The following is a 19161-nucleotide window of genomic DNA, read 5'->3' on the forward strand; positions in this document are numbered from 1 at the left end:
ATGTGCGGCATTTGCGGCATTGTAGGCTTCGGGGAGGCTCCTGAAGTGCATCAGATCCGGGCGCGCGTGGATGCCATGCTCGACGCGCTCCGGCACCGGGGGCCCAATGCGACTGGCGCTCGGGGAGCCGACGATGCCGTCCTCGGGGCCACCCGGCTTGCGGTCCGCGGAATCGCCGCACCCGACCAGCCGTCCGTGGACCTACCCACGGGTGTGATCGTGGTGTGCAACGGGGAGATTGATAATCACGAGGAACTGCGCCGGTGGCTGGAGGGGCGTGGACGCTCCGTGCCGGCAGGCAGCGATGTGGAGGTCCTGCCCGGCCTCTATCTGGAGCTGGGGGATGCCTTTGTGGAACGGCTTGCGGGCGCCTTTGCCCTTGCGGTGTGGGATCCCCGTTCCCGGCGTCTTTTGCTGGCCCGGGACCGGGCGGGGGAGCGCCCATTGTTCTTCACCACCCTGCCCGGGCAGTTCCGTTTTGCGAGCGAAGTCGCCGCCCTTCGCGAATCCGGAGGCGTGTCACCTCAATTCAGCGGGGAGGGGATTCGTGGTTACCTGCAGTTCGGAAACTTCGCCGCGCCCCGGTCGCCGTTTGCCCACATCGAGAAGGTGGCTCCGGGCGAACGGCTCGTGAGGGACGCCTCGGGACTGCAGCGAAGCCGTTACTGGCGATGGTCCGTCACCCGGTGCGCCAAGCGCGCTCCTTCACTGGAGGACTTTGACTCCGTTTTTCGTGAGGCGGTCCGGCGGCAGAGCGACATGGAAACCCGGTTTGCCGTCTTTCTCAGTGGCGGACTCGACTCCTCGCTGGTGGCCGCGGTCGCACGGTCGTTGCGTCCGGAGCTCCCGTTGCGCGCCTACACGGTCCGGTTTGATGTCGAATCCTTCGACGAGGGCGACGTGGCGGCGACGGTGGCGCAGCGTCTCGGGCTGGAGCAGCGCTGCGTGTGGGTCCGTCCGGAGGACCTGCAGTCGGAGCTGCCGGCCCTGGTGCGGCGCGTCGGCGAACCGCTGGCCGACCCGGCCTGGCTGCCGGCGGCGCTGCTCGCCCGCGAGGCGGCCCGCGACTTTCGGATGACCCTGGTCGGCGAGGGCGCGGACGAATTGTTCGGCGGGTATCCCACCTACCTGGGGGCGCTGCTGGCGCAACGCTTCAACAGGCTGCCGGGAGCCTTCCAATCCCTTCTTCGTCGGGCGGTGAACGCGCTGCCGGCGAGCGAGGGCAAGGTCACCGTCTCCTATCTGCTCAAGCGCTTCGTCCACGACGCGGGGGTCGAAGGCATGGCCCGGCACCAGTTGTGGAATTCCCAGATCAGCCCGGAGCTGCTGAGGCGTCTCGGGGTCGCACCGGCCCCCCTTCCCGGGGAACTCCCTCCGGAGGGCGACCTGATGGACCGCATCCAGCAATGGGATCTGGAGGTCCCCCTCGCCGAGGGACTCCTCACCAAGGCGGACCGCGCCAGCATGAGTTCCGCCATGGAGCTGCGCGCGCCCTTCCTCGATGTCGCCGTCCTGGAGTTCGCCGCCTCGCTGCCGGTCCGCGAACGCGTGCGCGGCTTCACCACAAAGGTCTTCCTGAAGCGCTACGCCGCACGCTATCTGCCCGGCAACATCGTCCATCGCCGGAAGCGCGGTCTTTCGGTGCCGTTGGGACGCTGGCTCCGGGGTCCGATGCGGGACTGGGCCGCCGCATCCCTCGAGGGCCGCCACCTGGAACCGCTCGGCCTCCGGCCGGCTGGCGCCCGCGCGATCTTCCAGGAGCACCTCGATCGGAAGGCCGACCATGCGCGCGCGCTCTGGACCCTCATCGTCCTGAGCCACTGGCATCAGCAGGTGGCGGGTTCAGAAGCGGGCAGGGACGGTGCCGACACGTAGCCGGCGAGGGGGGCCATCCGTCGGGAAGCACTGGGGGCCGCGACGCAGCAGCTTCGTGAGCCGGGACGCCCTCCCATGCGGGCAAAGGCGGGTCGGGCGGCGATGGGGACTATTTGAGGTCCTGCAGGTATGCGAGCAGGTCGCGAAATTCCCCGGGAGTCAGCAATTGTTCCAGGCCTTCGGGCATGGCGGAACGCTGCTGGCGCTCCAGCGATGCCACATCGGCGGCAGGCACCTGATGCAACATGCCTGTCCCGTCGCGCAGACTCACGCCCTCCGGACCCTGCGCGACGAGGATGCCCGCAACCTCCTCTCCATCCCGACGGGTCAGGGCGTAGGGTTCAAAACCCTGGGCGAACGAACTGCTCGGAAAAAGAATGGATTCCAGCAGGTCGTCTCCGGAACGGATGGCACCAATCCGCGTCAGGTCGGGACCACTCTCTCCGCCGTGTTCGCCGATGCGATGACAGCCCGCACAGGTGGCCAGGACGAACAATTCACGCCCCCGTTCCGCGTCGCCGCCGGTGAGCAGCGGTCTGAATTGCGCGAGCCGTTGCGACGGGGTGGCGTTGTTCTGTTCCCATGCCATAAGCAAGGACGCGCGCAGCGCGGCATCCCCGGGGAACAGGCCCAGGACCTGATCCAGAGTGTCACGGTTGGGCGACCAGCCGGACCGCAATCGTGCCGTGAAGTCGTCCGCAAGCGCGGATCGGGTCTGCGCGTTTGCGGCGCGGGCGAGTGCCGGCAGGAAGGGGTCCGGCGAAACACCGCTGGCCGGCTGCATCACGGCCAGCAGACGCCCGAGTTGGGCGGGATCGAGCTGGACATGGGCCAGCAAATCCGTGGCCGCCAGGCGATCCGGGGCGGGGGCGCGGGGATCCAGAGCATCCAGTGCGAGCGTGAACAACCCGTCACTCAACTGCGGATGGCGCGCCGTCAGACGCGCCGCGAGCAGCCGCTGTGCAGCGGGGACCGCGGCGTCCTCGGCCAGCGTCGTGAGCAGCGGTTTCCATTCCGATCGGGGATGCGCTGCCGCAGCGCTCAGGCCGGCGGCCCGGAACGTCGGGTCGTTCAGCGCACCGGCGATCGCCGGAATCCAGGCGGGTTCGGGTTTCTGTGCGGTGAGCGAGGGCAGCAGCCCCAGAAGCAGCGCGCGGGTGGTGTCGGAGACCGGGGCGCCGGGTTGCAGGAACTCCGTGATCAGGCCGCGCACCGAGGCGTCGCCCTGGAAGGCAACGAGCAACCCTTGCAGAGCTTGGGATCGTTCGTGATCCGCCTCCGGGCCGCCAAGTTGAGCGCGCAACCACGGCAGGGCGTCCGCGGCCCAGCCCGGATGACGTTCCAGCAGACGGAGGGCCGCCAGGCGCAGCGGGGTATCATCCGCTCCAAGGGGCGCGACAAGATCCGGGAAGCGGAGGGTGTTCCATGGAGGCTGATCGAGCAGATGGAGCGCCGCCCGGCGGACGCGCGGTGAGTCATGCGTCAGTTGGCCGCGAACAAGCGGTTCATCCGCCAGGGCAAGCAGCGCCAGGATGCAGGCGTGTTCCTCGAATGCATCCCGGGCCCGCTCCAAGGCGGACACCAGCAATGGGGCGTGGGACTTCGACCCACACACGGCCAGGGCCTCGGCGGCCGCGCGGCGCACCGGTGCGTTCGTGGAGTCAAGCCGCCGGGCCAGGGAGTCGCCGGACGATGGATCCCGGCGCAGGGCGAGCGCTCGGGAAGAAGTAGTGACGACGGTTGGGTCCGGGTCGTCAAGCAGGTCGCGGATCGCGGTCAGCGACGCGTTGTCCGACAGTTGGGCGAGCGACCACAGGACGCGGGTCCGGCTGGCTGCGCCACCGGGCCGCCCCAGCGATGCCACCAAAGCGTCCGCCGCCTGGCGCCCAACGAGTTCGCGGGCCGCCCGGTCGGCGACGACATACCGGGGATCGTCGAGACGCCTGGCGAGATCGTCGCTCGTGACTTCGTCCCATTCCAGGGATCGTCCGCGCGGATCCGGGATGGACGGCGCCTGATTCCAGCGCAGCCGGTAAATACCGCCTGGCGCGCGGGAGCTCCGGATGCGCCCGGTGGGGCAATGCTCCACATACCAGGCGCCCGTGTCCACGATGAGGAGGGATCCGTCTGCATCCTCCAGCACATCGGAGGGGTGAAAGTCCGGCGGTCTGCCGACGACGAATTCCCGGGGGGTCGAGGCGAAGGTCGAGCCGACGCGATGGAGCTCATGTCGCACGACGTTACGGGTGTTGAACTCGGCGGTGAAAAGGCTGTCACGCCACGCCGTGGGGATTCCCGCACCACGCGGACGCATCACCCCGCTGTGGGCGACGGCCGGCAGGAGTGTCAACGGCGGCAGCGTGATGCCGGTGCGGGGCAGCGGGGTGCCGCGATCTGGCGCATACGGAAACAGTCCGCCCGGCGGGCAGTCCACCAGCGCGTCGCGATGGCCGCCGGCGGGCTTCTGATACCAGTTGTCCGTGCCGATGAATTCTCCGCCGGGCAGGAATTCGATCTCGACGAGATTCACGAATCCCCGGCTGATCACCTCCAGCCGCGAACCGTCGGGCCGGCATCGGAACAAGGCCCCGTTGCCGCCTTCGAGGAAGGAGCCGTCGCCGCGAGGCAGCCGCCAGCCGTCCGGCTCCCCCATCGTGAAATAAAGCAACCCGTCCGGTCCGAAAACCAGGCCGTGCAGACTGCCGTTGTCCTGGTGGCCGAAGCCGCTGAACAGGATTTCCCTCCGGTCCGCACGGCCGTCGCCGTCGGTGTCCGTCAGCACGATCAATTCCGGCGGATCCGCGAGGTACAGCCGGCCATTGTGCCAGGCAAGACCCATTGGGAACGTCACGCCGTCATGAAAGACCGTTGCCTGATCAAAGCGACCGTCGTTGTTCGTGTCCTCCAGACGGGTGACCCGGCAGTCGCGGGACCGTTGCTGGAGCCCTCCATAGAGGTCCCGTCCGGACGACTCCGCGACGTAGAGATACCCGGGATCATCGAAGCAGGCGAACATTGGGAACCGGACGTCCGGGACGCCCGCCGCGAGGTCGAGGGTAATTTCCGGCGGAACCTGCATGCCTTCGAGAAGGGCGTCGTAGTCGAACGAGGCCGGGCCATCGCCGTGAACGAAAAGCCCGGTCGCCAGGAGTATTGCGATGCACCGGGAGCGGTTCATGGGGCGGTCATGTTGACCCAAGGTTTGCGCGCCGGGGTTGACGGGGTCAAACGACGCCTCGCACGGTTGGTGCATTGATGCCGATGGAGGCGCCCACCGGCAGGCAGTCGCGGGACGCTGCGAAGACATCGTGAGGTCCAATGCCGAGGTCACCCTCCAGAGGTATTGGCGAGTGGGGTTCGTTGACCAACGGAACGACTGGAGGGACAGGAACGATTGGAGGGACAGGACATCCATCGCGACTGGGGACGGGACATCCATCAATAGTTCTGGCGATACCGCGGCGTCTTTCTGGGGGCGAGGCTTTTGTCATGCGTCAGCGCCGGCTCAAGGCTCCTGCTTCATTTCCCGTGGCCCACTACCACTGCATGTCCCGGGTGGTGAACCGCGATTTTGTCTTCGGCCCTCCGGAACGAGAATGCTTCGTCCGTCTCCTGCGCGAGTACGAAGTCTTCTGCGGCGTGCGCGTTCTGACCTACTGCATCCTCTCCAACCACTTCCACATTCTCCTCGAGGTGCCCGCCCGCCCTGCTGTTCCCCTCTCTGCAGATGAAGTACTTGCGCGCCTGGAGGGCCTTTCCGGCTCGGCCCTTACGCCGGCCACTTTCCGACAGCGCCTTGAAAGGTATCGATCGGCTGGCGACGCGGCCGGGGAGCAGAAGTTTCTGGAGCGGATCTGCGCCACGATGTGGGACGTCAGCGGCTATATGCAGCGTCTCAAACAGCGCTTCACTCAGTGGTTCAACCGCCGGGTCGGACGCCGGGGCGTGCTTTGGGAGGAGCGTTTCCGCAGCGTCCTGGTGGAGGGCGAGGGGGATCCACTCTCGACGATGGCAGCGTACATTGACCTGAATCCGGTGCGGGCAGGGTTGGTGGAGGATCCCATGGACTACCGCTGGTGCGGCTACGGCGCCGCGGCGGCCGGGGATGTCACCGCCCGCGAAGCGCTGGGCGTGTTGATGGCAATGGCGGAACGTCGTCCGGCAGCTGCCACGACGTGTGAGGAGGCGTTGACGCGGTATCGGATCTGGCTATTTGGGCAGGGAGAGGAGCGGGCTGGAACCGCGGAGAGCGGAAATCCGGTGCGGAAGGGATTCTCGCGGGAGGCAGTCTTGGCCGTGTTGGCGGCTCGGGGGCGGGTGGCACTGCCGGACTATGTTCGTCTGCGAGTGCGCTACTTCACCGATGGGGCGGTACTGGGGACCCGGGAGTACGTGGACCGCGTCTTCAGCGCGCTGCGGGATCGCTGGGGACCCAAACGGACAGACGGAGCCCGGCCCATGCGCGGACTGGAGGGGGACTGGTGCGTTCTGCGAGATTTACGGAAGCAGGTTTTCGGGTAAGTGGGAGAGCGTCACGACCAGATTGTGTGGAGCGGATTGGAGAAAATGCGCTCAAGCGCAACAGGCTGACGCGTCATCGGAAGTTGTTGGAGCTGCCGTATTGCTTCGCTGATAGGTCGGATCGGTTCGCGTGGACTGGGGGCGAGGATCCAGTCCAAGGGTCATCGGCGTGATCAGGGCTGCAGATTCTCCGGAGGGGAGGAGCCGCGAACGAAAATAGGTGCGCCGTTGGATGGAGGTCCTGTCCCTTGCACCTTTGCACCTGAGCAAACGTCCTGACCCTTGGTTTCCCTCTTGGTTTCCCGGACTTGAACGGTTGTCCTGTCCCTGGCCCTTGACCCTCTGGCCCTTGAACTTCATGGGTCCTGTCCCTGATCTGCTCGGAATGTCGGGCGTGTCGTCTGGAACGTTCGTGCAGGCCCCTCCGGGTGTATGGGACTGGCTCATCGCGTTGGTGCGGGGCGGATGGTGGCAACTCATTGCGCAGACCACCCCGCGTTGCTATCGAAGCGAAGCGAACCATGCCTTCAAACCTCCACCGCTCCTCCAGTTGCCCGGCATCTGACGGCGCGAGTTTCGAGTCATTGCCGGCACGACGGGCACGTGGGCTCGGAGGGCCCCGCCTCAGCCGGGTGATGCTGTGGATGTTGTACGCAAGTTCCGTGCTCCACGGGATCGAGGTCCACGCACAGCGAGTGCTTTCCGGAATCGAGTTGCTGGGGCGGACGTACGACGTGTTTGCCATCCCTCCGGTGGGCGGATTGTACGGATCAATGAAGGCGCTCAACAACCGGCAGGCCTTCATCACGCCGTTTGGTTCGGAAAGCGTGGCGACGGCGGTCGGAGTGATTGGGGGTGCCGAAGCGGCGGGCTATGCAGGAGTTTACCGTCCGTCCGCAGGGGTCAGTTTCCTCAGGAGCAATGTCACTCTCGGGGAGTTTTCCGTCGCTGAGGACGTCAGCGACACCGGGGTGGTGGTGGGTTGGGAGCGGACCCGTCCGCCGCGGGCATTCCTCTGGTCCTCCGACCGCGGGCTGCAATATCTGGACGAACTGTACCCGGCGGTGCGAACGCTGAGTCTGATGCCCGATCCCAACCAGCAGCCGACGGGAACTCAGGGGTATCGGATCAACCGCCATCAGGAAGTACTGCTTCGTGGAGCCCTGGTCCCCGGCCTGCCGAACCATCAGGGCTTTTACCGACTGAGTTCCAACGGCGTCGTGTCTCCCTTGGTGCTGGCCGAAACCCAGGGACTTGACCTTAACAACCACGGTGAGTTGCCACCGCCCGGGCCGCCAGGCTCCGATACCCTCGTCCTGAACGACCGGGGCGATCATGCGGGCATCGTCGTCAACGCGCAGGGAACCACCATCGTGGGAGCCACGCGCAACGGTCGCCTCCTTCCGAACTCTGAAGGCACCCGGCCCACGGCAATTAACAATCTCGGACAGGTCGCCGCCTGGCCGGGGTTGGTATGGGGACCGGACGACGGTCGCACGGACATCCGGGCAGCGCTGGCGGCGCAGGATCCCAATCGCCGGCTCCCCGGGTACTATCCCAACGGCATCAACGGGATGAGCGACACGTTCATCAACGACGCCGGCGACGTCGTCTGGGCCAATCTGTTCCTCCAGCCGGTGTGCCCGGAAATTTCCATCGCGGTGGCTTTGGGGACCGGGTTTGAGGTGGCGGGTTCCCAGTTGTCCGTGCAGGTCGGCGCGCGGTTCAAGGCGACGGTCACCGTGCGAAACATCGGGCGCGTGCTTCTGCGCGATATGGCGGTTGTCCTATCCCCGGCGCCGCAGAATTTCCATCTGCTGGCGGGACCCTCGCCCGCGGTCCCCGGTGTGCTGGCTCCCGGAGGGGAGTTTGCGGCGGCGTTTGAATGGGAGGCCGTTGCGGATGGGACGTATATCGGTGGCTTTGTGGTCCTTGGACGCAGCGATTGCGGACCCTTCGAACAGGGGCTTCCTCCGGCGACGATCCGGTTCGAGACCCCGCCGCTGGGGGCCCGCATCGCGGTGGCGCCGGAGACCGTTGGACTCGACGAGGAGATTGAGGTGCGCACCACGGCGACCAACCACACCTCCGGGTTGGCGACGGAGGTGCATTTCGACGCGCCGCTGGCCGTCGCCGGCGACGGTGGAGTGCGGCTTTTGACCGGGCCGTCCCCGGCCGGCGTCGCCCGGCTGAACCCCGGCGAGAGCGTCACGTTCACCAACCGCTATCTCGCCACCAACTTCGGACGGGTCCGGTTCACCGGCACCGTGGTGGGAACCCAGGAGGGCCGTCCGCTGGTTTCGAATCCGGCCACCAGTGCCGATGTGCGCATCCAGATCCTCGGGGACCTGCTCATCCGAGGCGCCCATCAGAGCGCGGCCCGTCGCGCTGCGGATGACGTGTACGAGGAGACGCCTTCCGCGGCACAGATGCGGACGAATCATGTGAGCCTTGGGGCCTTTTCGAATTTCGAGGTGCTCGTTCAGAACGACAACGCCACCCCGCAGACCTTCCGCATCAGGGCCGCGGAATCCGGCACCAACGGATGGTGGGTGTCGTACCGAATGGGCGACCGGGATGTCTCGGAGGATGTGCGCTCGGCGGAGGGCCTCGAGTTGGCGCCGCTGTCCCCAGGCCGCTTCCACACGTTGGCGGTCGCGGCGGTGCAGACCGATCTCGAGGCGGGCGGGGTCCAGCGGTCGCTGCTCACCTTGACCAGCCCCCGGCAGCCCGGGGTGACGCTCGATGCCGTGGAAGCCGTGAGTCAGGCGGCGTTCCGGATCGTGGTCAATTCCGATGCCGATCTGCCCGACGACGATCCTGAAGACTGCTGTTGCGACACCGGGCGCCAGTTTGCGGACGGCACGCCGGAGTGCACCCTCCGCGCCGCCATTCAGACGGCCAATCATTTGAATGGCCTGGAGTGGATCAGCTTCGCGTTGAAGGACGCCAACGAGCGGCTGCTCCCCTCCGCCACCATCAGCCCCGAATCGGTTCTGCCGGCGATCACCGGCCCGGTTCTGCTGGACGGCTACTCGCAGAATCCCGAGTCCCCCCTGCCGCCGGTCGAACTGACTGGCATTCGCATTCCGGCACCCGGCAGCCTGTCCACGAATCCGGATGCACTGGCCGACTGGCACGGGTTGTCTGTCCAGGCCGACGGGTGCGTGATCATGGGGATGGCGATCTCCTGGTTCCCGGATTTTGGAATTCATCTCGCCGGCGACGAGAACACCGTCCTGCGTTGTTTTGTCGGCACCGATCTCACCGGGGAGATCTCACAGGCCAATGGGGTGACGTCGGATGATCCGGAAAACTTCACCACCGGCGGTGGCATCTTGGTGGAGGGACGGGGAAACCAGATTGGCGACGCCGGATTGGGCAACGTGATTTCGGGTGCCGACACGGGGTATCGAACCGTCGTGACCTATGGCGTGCCTTCGGAGGGACAGGAGGTTGCGACGCTGTACTCCGGTCCCGGCATCTGGCTGCGGCCTGGCGCGGACGAAACCCGGATTCAGGGCAATCTGATCGGGCCCTCCCGGTCGGGCGAGAAGGGGACGGCCCAGGCGGGCGGCGGTCTTTGGGTGGGAGTTCTGGTGGAGTCCGACGACAACCTCATTGGCGGCCTGCCCGGGGAGGTGCCTGTGGGAAACCGCATCGGGAACTGCCTGATCGGCGTGTCGCTGCATGGGCGGTCCAATGCGGTGCTTGGGAACGGCATTGGCATCAGCGATGGAGGGTCCGGCCTGGGCAATGTTGTCGGCGTTGGATTCGGCGGTGAGGGGAACCGAATCGGGGAGCGCGAGGCCGGCAATCTTCTGGTGTTCAACCAGTGGGGTGTTCGCGCGGTGGACGCCCGGAGATTCCAGATTTCCGGTAATCAGATTGGCTTTGACGAGGAGGGGGACGGAGGCACCGGCAGTTCACACCAGTACGTGGGTATTGAGGTGGCGGGGCGGGGGACGGAGTCCTTTGTGAGCGACAATGTGATTGCCGACCACCTGTTCGAAGGCATCCGGGTGGGTGGCGATGGCCGTCCCGTCCATGGCCTCGTGATCGTTGACAACCGCATCTTTTACAACGGCCGGGCCGGTGCCCCCCCTTCGCGCATGGCGGGAATTCACATCGCCTCAGGCACGGGCAACGCGCTCTTCAGGAACGAGATTTTCAGCAACACCGGCCGGGCCATTTCGCTGTTGGGCGCGGAGGATCCCGAGGGACTCGCGGGTGACGTCAACGATGAGGGGGATGCCGACACAGGCCCGAACACTTTGCTCAACTATCCGGTGCTGAGGCGGGCGACCCTCGGGGATGGGAAGACCCGCCTGGAGGGGTCCCTTGATATGGCACCCGTGGCGTGGACGTACCGGCTGGAGTTCTATGCCTCCGACAACGGCTACTCCGACGCCCGTCGCTACCTGGGCCACGCGGAGTTCCCGACCGATGCGTCGGGACAGGTGGACATCGTTGCCCATCTGGAGGGTCCGGTGACGCCCGGGGAGTATGTCACGTCGCTCGCGGTGGATCCGTCAGGCAACACCTCCCAGGTCTCCAATGCCGTGCTGGCACAGGGCCCCCAGGATTCGGAACAGGACGGCGTCAGCGACGACGTGGAGTCTCTCGTTCCCGCTGGCGCGGAGGCGTCCTTCTCCGGAGGATCGGTGGCCTCACCCCAAGGCCGGTTGCAGGGACGCGGCGACGGCAACGGCGACGGCATCCCGGATGCCCTGCAATCCAATGTGGTCTCCTTTCCCGGAGTTGCGGGAATCTGGTTCACGCTCTCCGTTGGCGAGGGCGTGGCATTCCGGGATGTCGTCCCGATGGATCCACGTCGTCTTGGACCGGTGCCTCCGGGGTATGCATTGTCCTTTGGGGCGGTGGCTTTCTCCCTGACGGGTGTTTCCTCCGGAGGTTCTGTGATGCTGACGAACCGGATTCACGACGCCACCCGCTGGGAGGCGCTGTTGGCGTTGGTTGTGCCGGCGGGCGAAACGCAGCCCCGATGGGTGGAACTGGGAGGCGGACCACCTCCGGCGCCTGGAGGTCGAGGGTGGTCCCTGAGCGATGGTGGGATTGGAGATCGCGATGGTCGTACAGATGGCCGGATCACCGTCGTGCTGGCACCTGCCGTGAAGGTGGTCGCCGGCCCTGGATTGTCACTGGTTCATACCACCGAGGCGTCCGCAACCAAAGTTGAGCTTTCAGGCGCCCCCGGGAGCCAGCGGTCCCTTGTGACCAACCAGCTCTCCCTGATCACGAGCGTTCTGAGCTGGCCGGCCTCGGAAAGCGGCTGGTGGGTGCAATCCACCGAGGCGCTGTCCCCGACCAACTTTTGGCGGACCGTCCAGGCATCCCCGGTCCTGCACGACGATCGGTTCCAGCTGACCAATCGCTTCTTCGATGCGATGCGCGCCTTCCGCCTGTGGCGCGATGATGGCCGACGCCGACCTTGATTCGGGCCACGTGCTTGAGCCGGAGGTCCGTTGAGCCAACGATCCTTCCGGTCCGGTCGCGCGGAGGCCGGCGGCTGAAGCCGCGGGCGATCCGACAGGCCGGACGATACAGGACAACAACGACGCCATGCGCCCCCCTGGACTGAAGTGCGCCACTGCGGTGGCTGACTTGGGCCGTCCCCGGCACCTCACCACGGCCGCGCCGCGGGCTACCGCTTCTTCAGCAGCGCGAGTACCGCGAAGATCAGGAAGGCGAACACGCAGATCTTGGCGATCATGGCGGCAGTCCCGGCGAGACTGCCAAACCCGAGCACGGCGGCGACCAGGGCGATGATGAAGAAGACGACGGCGTAGTGGAGCATGGGATTTTGGTGAGGGTGCCTCCCGGTCGGCGGATGTGGGATCTTAGGGACAGGCCAGCCATCAGCATCGCCAGGGACAGGACATCCATCAACATCCAGCAACTCCCCTGTCCCGTGCGTCGCCTGCTCGAATCGCTGCGAGAGCCCACGCCTCAGTCCGGTATCGTGCCCATGCGGCCCAATTGATGGTCTTCGAAGGCCTGCAGGATCTCGGCGCGGCTGTTCATCACAAATGGGCCGTGGCCCACCACCGGCTCGGCGATCGGTTCTCCGCCAAGGACCAACAGCCGGGCCTCCGACATCGCCGAGACGGCGATCACTGATCCTGCCCGGGAGAACCAGGCCAGATCGCCCGCCCCGGCGGTCCGACCCTCCGCCGGCGACACCTCTCCGCCCAGGACGAGGAATGCGGTGGTGTGACCCTCGGTCAGTGGAAAGGTGGCAGCCCGTCCGGCGCGGAGAGCTACGTCCCACAACGTGACGGGGGTGAAGGTCCTCGCCGGGCCCCTTCGGCCGCCGAACTCGCCGGCGATCACCCGAAGGGACCCCGCCCCCTCTGACAGATCCACGGTGGGGATTTGTTCCCGGAGCAGGGTCTGGTAGCCCGGCGGTGCAGATTTGTCCCGGGCGCGCAGGTTCACCCAGAGCTGCACCATCTCGAGGGTGCCGCCCTGGCGGGTGAAGTCGTCGGAGTGAAACTCCTCATGGACGATGCCCCGACCGGCCGTCATCCACTGCACATCCCCCGGACCGATCCGGCCGCCGCCGCCGCTGGAATCGCGATGTTCCAGCTCGCCCTGGTAGGCGATGGTCACCGTTTCGAACCCCTTGTGCGGATGGGCTCCGACGCCACGTCGTTCGTCACCGGGCGGAAAAGCGTGGGGCGCAGCATAGTCCAGCAGCAGGAACGGGCTCAGCTCGCGCCCAGGCCCGTTGTAGTCAAACACCGACCGGACCGGAAATCCGTTGCCCACCCAGTGGGTCTCCGAGCTCCGCAAGACCTGCAGCAGGTGTTTCATCGGTTTCGTCGCCTCGTTGTTCACGCCGTGACCATGGCACGAGGGGAACTCCTTGACGACGTTGATGACGCATCCAGCGCGGGGATTGTTGTCGCCTGCGGACCTCCATAAACGTTGACGATACCCCGCCCAGACGGGCGCAGGAAACCACCGGAGAAGCGGGGAAGATCCGGCTGATGCGACAGAGATTGAAGATGCTGGTTCAGGGGGGCGGTCCTGGGGACAGGACATCCATCAGCGTCCAACAGACGTCCTGTCCCTTGAACTGAACAGATGCCCTGTCCCCCCTGAACGCGCCGCTGAGATGCGCCCCCTCCAGCTCAAGAAATCTTCAGAATCGCTTCTTGTTTTGGAGAATCCGCGTCGCCATCGTCACAACGTTCAACCCTGATGCCGCGGATGAGGAAAACTGTCGGTGTATGAAGTCTTGGCAATGCAGCACTCGCAATGCCCCCGGTTTGGACCGGAATCCCGGCCGCTCAACGGGCTTCGCCGGGTTTTCGGCAACCGAGAGAGTCGGCACGGAGCAAGCGCCTGAACCCTTCGAACGCATCCGCTCCGGCGCGACGTGGTGGAAGACGCTTCCGGCGCGTTTACTTGGGTGCCTGATGCTGGTCACGGCGGCCGGGTTGGGCGGGACGGCCCAGGCCCAGCAGTCCGTGACCAATGTGATCCCGATCCAGCCCTATTATGTGACATGGGACTATTTGCACACCGGCGGATTCGGTCGCGCCTGCGGGCATTACCTCTACGCGCGTTTCCCAGCCTTCCTGGTGTACACCAACACCGCCGACTATGTGGTGAATGCGCTGGATGCGAATGGCCGCCGGATCAATCCTGACTGGACCAACCCGCGACCCAACCCTGGGGAGAACTTTGTGTTTGGAGTCGGCGGGAATTGGGGAACCGGGCCGGCGGAGGGTTCGCCTTGCCCACTGCTCCCCACCACCCCGCCACCTTCCGGCTGGACGGCCGACCTGATCGTTCCGCCGCCGAACGTGTCCTTCAGCTCCATTGTCTCCCCCAACGCTCCCGGCCGCGTCAAGTTCACCTCCACCTCCACCGACTCGAAACGCAAGGCCCTGGAGTACCTCTGGACGTTCGGCGACGGCTCGGGAGGCGACACCTTCGCCGCACCCTCCCACGACTACGAGAAGCCTGGCGTCTACGATGTCATCCTCCGGGCCACCAATCCCGCCGGCGCCTTCGCCACGCGGACCAACAAGGTCACGGTCCAACCACCCCAATTGTCCGTGTCCATGGCTTTCGTGGATCGACTCGACTCCCGGCCGACCCTCGGGGAGACCGTCACGGTCCGCGCCACCGTCCGGGCGTCGAGGAATGGTCTCGGCGACTTGTCCGGTGTCCGGTTTGCCGGCTCGCCTGCACTGGTCATCCCCGAGGTCTTCGAGGTCGTCGCCGAGCCGCCCGACCTGGCCGTCGGAGACCTGCAACCGGGCGAATCCCGCTCCTTCGACTGGACTCTCAAAGTGGTGAATGCCGGGCAATTCGTCCTGCACACCACGCAGGTCACCGGCACCGACGCCGCAGGCCGTCCGGTGATCGGAGCGGAAGGGGCCCTCCAAGGCAGCGTCTCCGGCTTGAAGGTCGAGGTCACCTTCCTCGATCCGCCCCTGCAGTTGAACAAGAAGCCGACCGCGAACGGCGAACTCTCCAGCAACCCCGGCTACGAGCCCGGGCACATGCCCGTTCGGGTGAAGGTCAGCGTTCCGAAGGGAGGCAAGCCGGTGGTGGACGTCACCCTGCAGGGATGGGACATGGGCGACGGCGGCCTGGACATCGACAAGGTGCGTGCCACCGGGGTGCCCGGACAACCTTTCGCCCTCGCCGTGCCGCAGCCCGTGCCCTTCCCGCTGACCGTGCGACAGAAACCGCCCCAGGCCACCATCCAGCGCGTGCTGACGGAGGATGATCCCCCGCTGGAATTCGATTTCCTCGTCGAGGCGGAACGGCCGGGGATCTTTGCCTTCGCCGCCCTCTTCACCGCCCGCCAGATCGGCGTCAACACCGGCCTGCAAGAACGGGGTTTGGGCCTTCACCCGGTGCTCGGCGACCTCGTCCTATCGGTCCAGTTGGAGGTGCTTAACGAAACCCTCCTCATCAAGGAGGGCGAGACTGTCAACATCGCCGGTTCCGTCAAGAATCTCACCGACAACGAGACGGTCCTCCTTGATCCCATCCACATCCTCAATCATGGCCAAGGTAGCGTCTCCGGCCCGGTGGACCTCCACTCACCCATGCCGCCCGACGGCTTCCTCGGCATCTTCAACCCCATCCTGACCCCTGACACGCCGGACAATGAGGCCCGCTTCCATGCCCGGGTGAAGACCGCGCGCATCCCCGGTCTGGACCAGCGATTCATCCGGGACCCCAGCTACAAGGCCGTCATCGTGGACTTCGCGGTCGGCGGTCAGGTCATCGGCGAGGATGGCGCGGTGCGCGAACTGCAACCGGAGAACATCCTGGTGGAGTGGGGCCGCGGCGCAGTCTCCTTCGGCGGGGTGACGGCCCTCTACGTCCCGGTGGCACCCAACCCACTGCCGACCCGGGAGCTCGATCCCGTCGAATTCACCTTCACGGTCGGCGGGGCCGGGCTGAACAACACCATCCAGGGCATCGGTGAAGCATTCGCCCTCGAAAATATCGGCCAGATCATCTCGTCCTATGGAACCGCCGCCTGGAGCCTGAGTTCCTTCGCCGTGAGGGCGGGCAATCAACTGGAGGAGGAAGCCATGCTCGCCCTCGTTGCGGCGTTCAAATACCAGACGACCGTCACGGAATGGTTCCTGGCCGTCCACCAAGGGGTCTCCGCCACCACCAAGAGCGAGGAACTCGACGCCATCGCCGCGGAGGTCCAAGCCTACTACGGAAGGAAGTTCGAGTCTGTCGAACAGGTGAAACCCCTCGTCAACTCCGCGTGGAATGCCTTCATCAACAAACTGGCCGATCTCAAGCGCCAATCCTGGGACTACGATTACGAATTCAACGCACGGACGGCGGACCACCTGACAGGCTGGCTGCGACCCGCCGCGAAGTTCGTCACCGAGGAGGCCGTCCAAGATGTCGCACTGGGACTCATCTGGAAGCGTTTCGTCAAAAGCCCCAAGATTGCCGACGAGATCGCGGCCGCCGCGGAGAAGGAGGCGATCCAGGCCGCCAATGCGGCGGAATCCGCCACGGCCGCCATCGCCCGACGCGGGGAGGCCGGCCACCCACGTCTGGTCCCCGCCACGGCGGATCTCCGGAATCTCAAGGGCGGCACCTTGATCAACAGCGCTCAGGCCATCCGCGGCTGGGCCGTGGACAAGGTCACCGACGAAAACCTGATCAAACTCTCCAACTTCAAGGACGGCGGCCTGCCAATTCTCGTCGCCATCCGCTCCCGGGCCGACGAGACCCTCGAGTGGATGTCCACCCGGCTCGGCATGACGCCGAAACCAGTCCCCATCAAACAGAAGAACGTGAATCTGATCGACGAAACCTACCTGGGCTATCGCCGCGGCGTGGGTTACGGCGATGAGAAGAATCTGTTCAGAGGTGCCGGCGATCGGGGCTCCGTGATCATCGCGGAGCCCCTGCCTCCCCATGTCGTGGACGCGCGATTGCAAGGTGCGACCCCCGAGGTGCGCGAGGCCGTCATCGAACGTTACCGCGAGCGCTGGGAGGAGTGGTACGGCAACGGTTCCCTGCCGGCCGATCCCATGCAGATGCCGTTCGACGACACCATCCGCCCCGGTTCCAAATACCTGGAACTCAAATTCAAGGCCAACAAGGTCGTGACCGGGGACGGCACCACCCGGCTGACGACACTCAAGGGCACCTTGGATGTGCCGGCAAAAGGTTCGGTGACCGACCCAAGGATCAACCTCGATGTCTTCCAACCCGGGGATGAGAAGACCTTCGTGCCCCGTCAACTCGAACTGCGGCAGGTCGCCGAACCGCCGGACAACCAGTACTTCGTCGGACGCGATCGCGAGTACTACGAAGTCTGGCTGGAAGATGAATTGGGTGATCTACCCGGAACCGTGGGGGGCAAACCCGGAGTCCTCCGCCGCGTCTCCGGCGACGTGGACGTGGTCATGGCGGCCGATATCTCCGGGTACCGCTTCGGCATCAATCCAGCCAAGGCAATCAAGGACTACGGCAACCGGATCGCCCGGATCCTTCAACATGTCATGAAGGCGCAGCATCCATGGAGCTCCTCCCTGGCGCCCGAGAAGCTTCGCAACAAGTTCATGCGGGATCACCTCTGGCACCCGACCGACCCCGCCAAGCGCGGTGAACCGCTGCTGGTCTATTTCAATGGAGAACGTCGGGTGGCTTGGATCGATCCCACTAAGGCGCCCGACCTGAACAATGTCATCGATCCCGAGAACCCGCTGGCTTCCCTCGTGTTCCTCGATGGCGGCCCCACATCGGTCGCCGATGTCATCCGTCGCCAGGTGGCCGACCGCCAGGACCTGCCCCGCCCCACGGATGTCGCCCCCAAACTCACACCCACCGGCTTCAGTGCGGTGCGTCAGGCGCTCATAGACACCGATCAACTTCACAACACCAGCTTCCTGGCCACCTGCGCCATCGTCACGGGTGCCCGCAACGGTTCCATCTATCGCCTCGGCCAGAACAACGAACTGCAGGAACGAAGCCCGGATGGCTCCTGGATGGCCACCTCGCCCGGAGCCGAGTGCGGCCCGGATGGCATTGTCCTCGTGCCGGAAACCATCCTGTTGACCGACGTCGCCGCGGGTGCGCTGCGCCTGCCCATCTTGGAGGACTTCCTCGGGGCCGACTGGCGCAACCTCTTCCGGATCGGGGATGACGTCATCATCGCGCCCGACACGCCCCAATGGGAACTGAACACCATCGAGAACCGGGGTTCGCTCATGCTGAGTCGGCCAACGAAATACAGCCATCCAGCGGGGACACGGGTGGTCGTCCTGCCGCCAAGCCCCACGGCGGCCGTGGCGACGACCGGTCCTCCATTGCTCTGGCTGAAGGCCGATGCCGGCATCGAACTCGAGGGCCCCAATGTGGTGACCTGGACGGATCAGGCCGCGGGGGTGCGCTTCATCAATCCCGAAGGCGGTTTCGACGGCTTCCCCGTGCGGGTGGACACCGACCTCGGATTGCCGGCCATCCAGTTCCGGGGCGACGAATGGATCACCGGGGGAATCGCCCGGCAACTCACCACCGCAACGATCTTCACCCTGTGCCGCTTCAACGTCGCCAGCAGTTCCGGCAATGACCACCTCTACTCCCTCGGCAGGCCCGGCGCCGCCGGATCAATGATGACGCTGGCCCGCCGCAACGGGGATGACGCCTACCACTTCGACGGGCGGGACGCCTACGCGCCGAACACGTCCCTTCCCGCCGACACGTGGCAGATCCTCACCCAGGTCTATGGCGAGGACGACCCCAACAGCCATCGGCTCTTCAAGGATGGCACCCTCATCCTCAACACCCGCGCGGCAAATCCGTACCGTGTGGACGCCTCCCAGATGTTCCTCGGCAACTACCTTGAAGGGAGCCATTTCCTCATCGGCGACATCGTCGAATGGCTGGTCTTTGACCGCGCTCTTCCGCCCGCCGAACGCGCCGGGATGGAGCTTTATCTCAAGAAACGCGGCGGCCTTTTCCAACCCCCGCCAGCGCCAGCGCCCCTGGTTCTTGCGATTCGGCCCGCCTCGACCGGCGTCGATCGCTGGATTCTTTCCTGGCAGAGCGAGGCCGGCCGGCAGTACCACCTCGACCGGTCCACGACTCTCCAGCCGGGCTCATGGGTCACTGAGGGAACCATCACGCCGCCGCGTCCGGGAACCGCAGAAATTGAACTCTCCCCGCCTCCGATGGACAGTTCCGGCGCATTCTACCGGCTGCGAATCAACTGATTGAAAGCTCCAGTTCAAT

At 65.7% G+C, this 19161-nt stretch carries 8 protein-coding genes; 5 read left to right on the forward strand and 3 right to left on the reverse strand.

Annotated features, from left to right (window positions below; all coding sequences use genetic code 11):
• Positions 1-1875 (forward strand): asparagine synthase (glutamine-hydrolyzing), encoded by a 1875-nt coding sequence (asnB, locus tag KF791_14025; GenBank protein ID MBX3733698.1) that lies wholly within the window; start codon positions 1-3, stop codon positions 1873-1875.
• A gap of 109 nt (positions 1876-1984) precedes the next feature.
• On the opposite strand, the gene KF791_14030 is transcribed toward asnB, so the two are convergent.
• Positions 1985-5053 (reverse strand): HEAT repeat domain-containing protein, encoded by a 3069-nt coding sequence (locus KF791_14030; GenBank protein ID MBX3733699.1) that lies wholly within the window; start codon positions 5051-5053, stop codon positions 1985-1987.
• Positions 5054-5364: 311 nt separating this feature from the next.
• Here KF791_14030 and KF791_14035 point away from each other — a divergent pair, with 311 nt between their 5' ends.
• The 3 genes from KF791_14035 (at position 5365) to KF791_14045 (ending at position 11852) form a co-directional block, all read left to right on the forward strand.
• Positions 5365-6396, forward strand: a complete 1032-nt coding sequence (locus KF791_14035; protein MBX3733700.1) for a chemotaxis protein CheW — start codon at positions 5365-5367, stop codon at positions 6394-6396.
• A gap of 358 nt (positions 6397-6754) precedes the next feature.
• Positions 6755-6961 (forward strand): hypothetical protein, encoded by a 207-nt coding sequence (locus KF791_14040; GenBank protein ID MBX3733701.1) that lies wholly within the window; start codon positions 6755-6757, stop codon positions 6959-6961.
• A gap of 79 nt (positions 6962-7040) precedes the next feature.
• On the forward strand, positions 7041-11852 hold the full coding sequence (locus KF791_14045; protein MBX3733702.1) for a right-handed parallel beta-helix repeat-containing protein: 4812 nt from the start codon (positions 7041-7043) through the stop codon (positions 11850-11852).
• Positions 11853-12061: 209 nt separating this feature from the next.
• On the opposite strand, the gene KF791_14050 is transcribed toward KF791_14045, so the two are convergent.
• Complete coding sequence (locus KF791_14050; GenBank protein ID MBX3733703.1) at positions 12062-12214, reverse strand: DUF1328 domain-containing protein; 153 nt, start codon at positions 12212-12214, stop codon at positions 12062-12064.
• Positions 12215-12366: 152 nt separating this feature from the next.
• A complete protein-coding gene (locus KF791_14055) occupies positions 12367-13233 on the reverse strand; it encodes a pirin family protein (GenBank protein ID MBX3733704.1) in 867 nt (288 codons plus the stop codon).
• A gap of 608 nt (positions 13234-13841) precedes the next feature.
• Here KF791_14055 and KF791_14060 point away from each other — a divergent pair.
• Positions 13842-19142, forward strand: coding sequence for a PKD domain-containing protein (locus tag KF791_14060; protein ID MBX3733705.1), 5301 nt, complete (start codon positions 13842-13844; stop codon positions 19140-19142).
• The last annotated feature ends 19 nt before the right edge of the window (positions 19143-19161 follow it).

The organism is Verrucomicrobiia bacterium (assembly GCA_019634635.1).
Classification (GTDB): Bacteria; Verrucomicrobiota; Verrucomicrobiia; order Limisphaerales; family UBA9464; genus UBA9464.

Excerpts from the sequence above, each read along its gene's own strand:
- KF791_14050 (MBX3733703.1), bottom strand. The coding sequence starts at position 12,214 with ATGCTCCACTACGCCGTCGTCTTCTTCATCATCGCCCTGGTCGCCGCC.
- asnB (MBX3733698.1), top strand. The coding sequence starts at position 1 with ATGTGCGGCATTTGCGGCATTGTAGGCTTCGGGGAGGCTCCTGAAGTG.
- KF791_14055 (MBX3733704.1), bottom strand. The coding sequence starts at position 13,233 with ATGAAACACCTGCTGCAGGTCTTGCGGAGCTCGGAGACCCACTGGGTG.
- KF791_14030 (MBX3733699.1), bottom strand. The coding sequence starts at position 5,053 with ATGAACCGCTCCCGGTGCATCGCAATACTCCTGGCGACCGGGCTTTTC.
- KF791_14040 (MBX3733701.1), top strand. The coding sequence starts at position 6,755 with ATGGGTCCTGTCCCTGATCTGCTCGGAATGTCGGGCGTGTCGTCTGGA.
- KF791_14035 (MBX3733700.1), top strand. The coding sequence starts at position 5,365 with ATGCGTCAGCGCCGGCTCAAGGCTCCTGCTTCATTTCCCGTGGCCCAC.
- KF791_14060 (MBX3733705.1), top strand. The coding sequence starts at position 13,842 with ATGCTGGTCACGGCGGCCGGGTTGGGCGGGACGGCCCAGGCCCAGCAG.
- KF791_14045 (MBX3733702.1), top strand. The coding sequence starts at position 7,041 with ATGTTGTACGCAAGTTCCGTGCTCCACGGGATCGAGGTCCACGCACAG.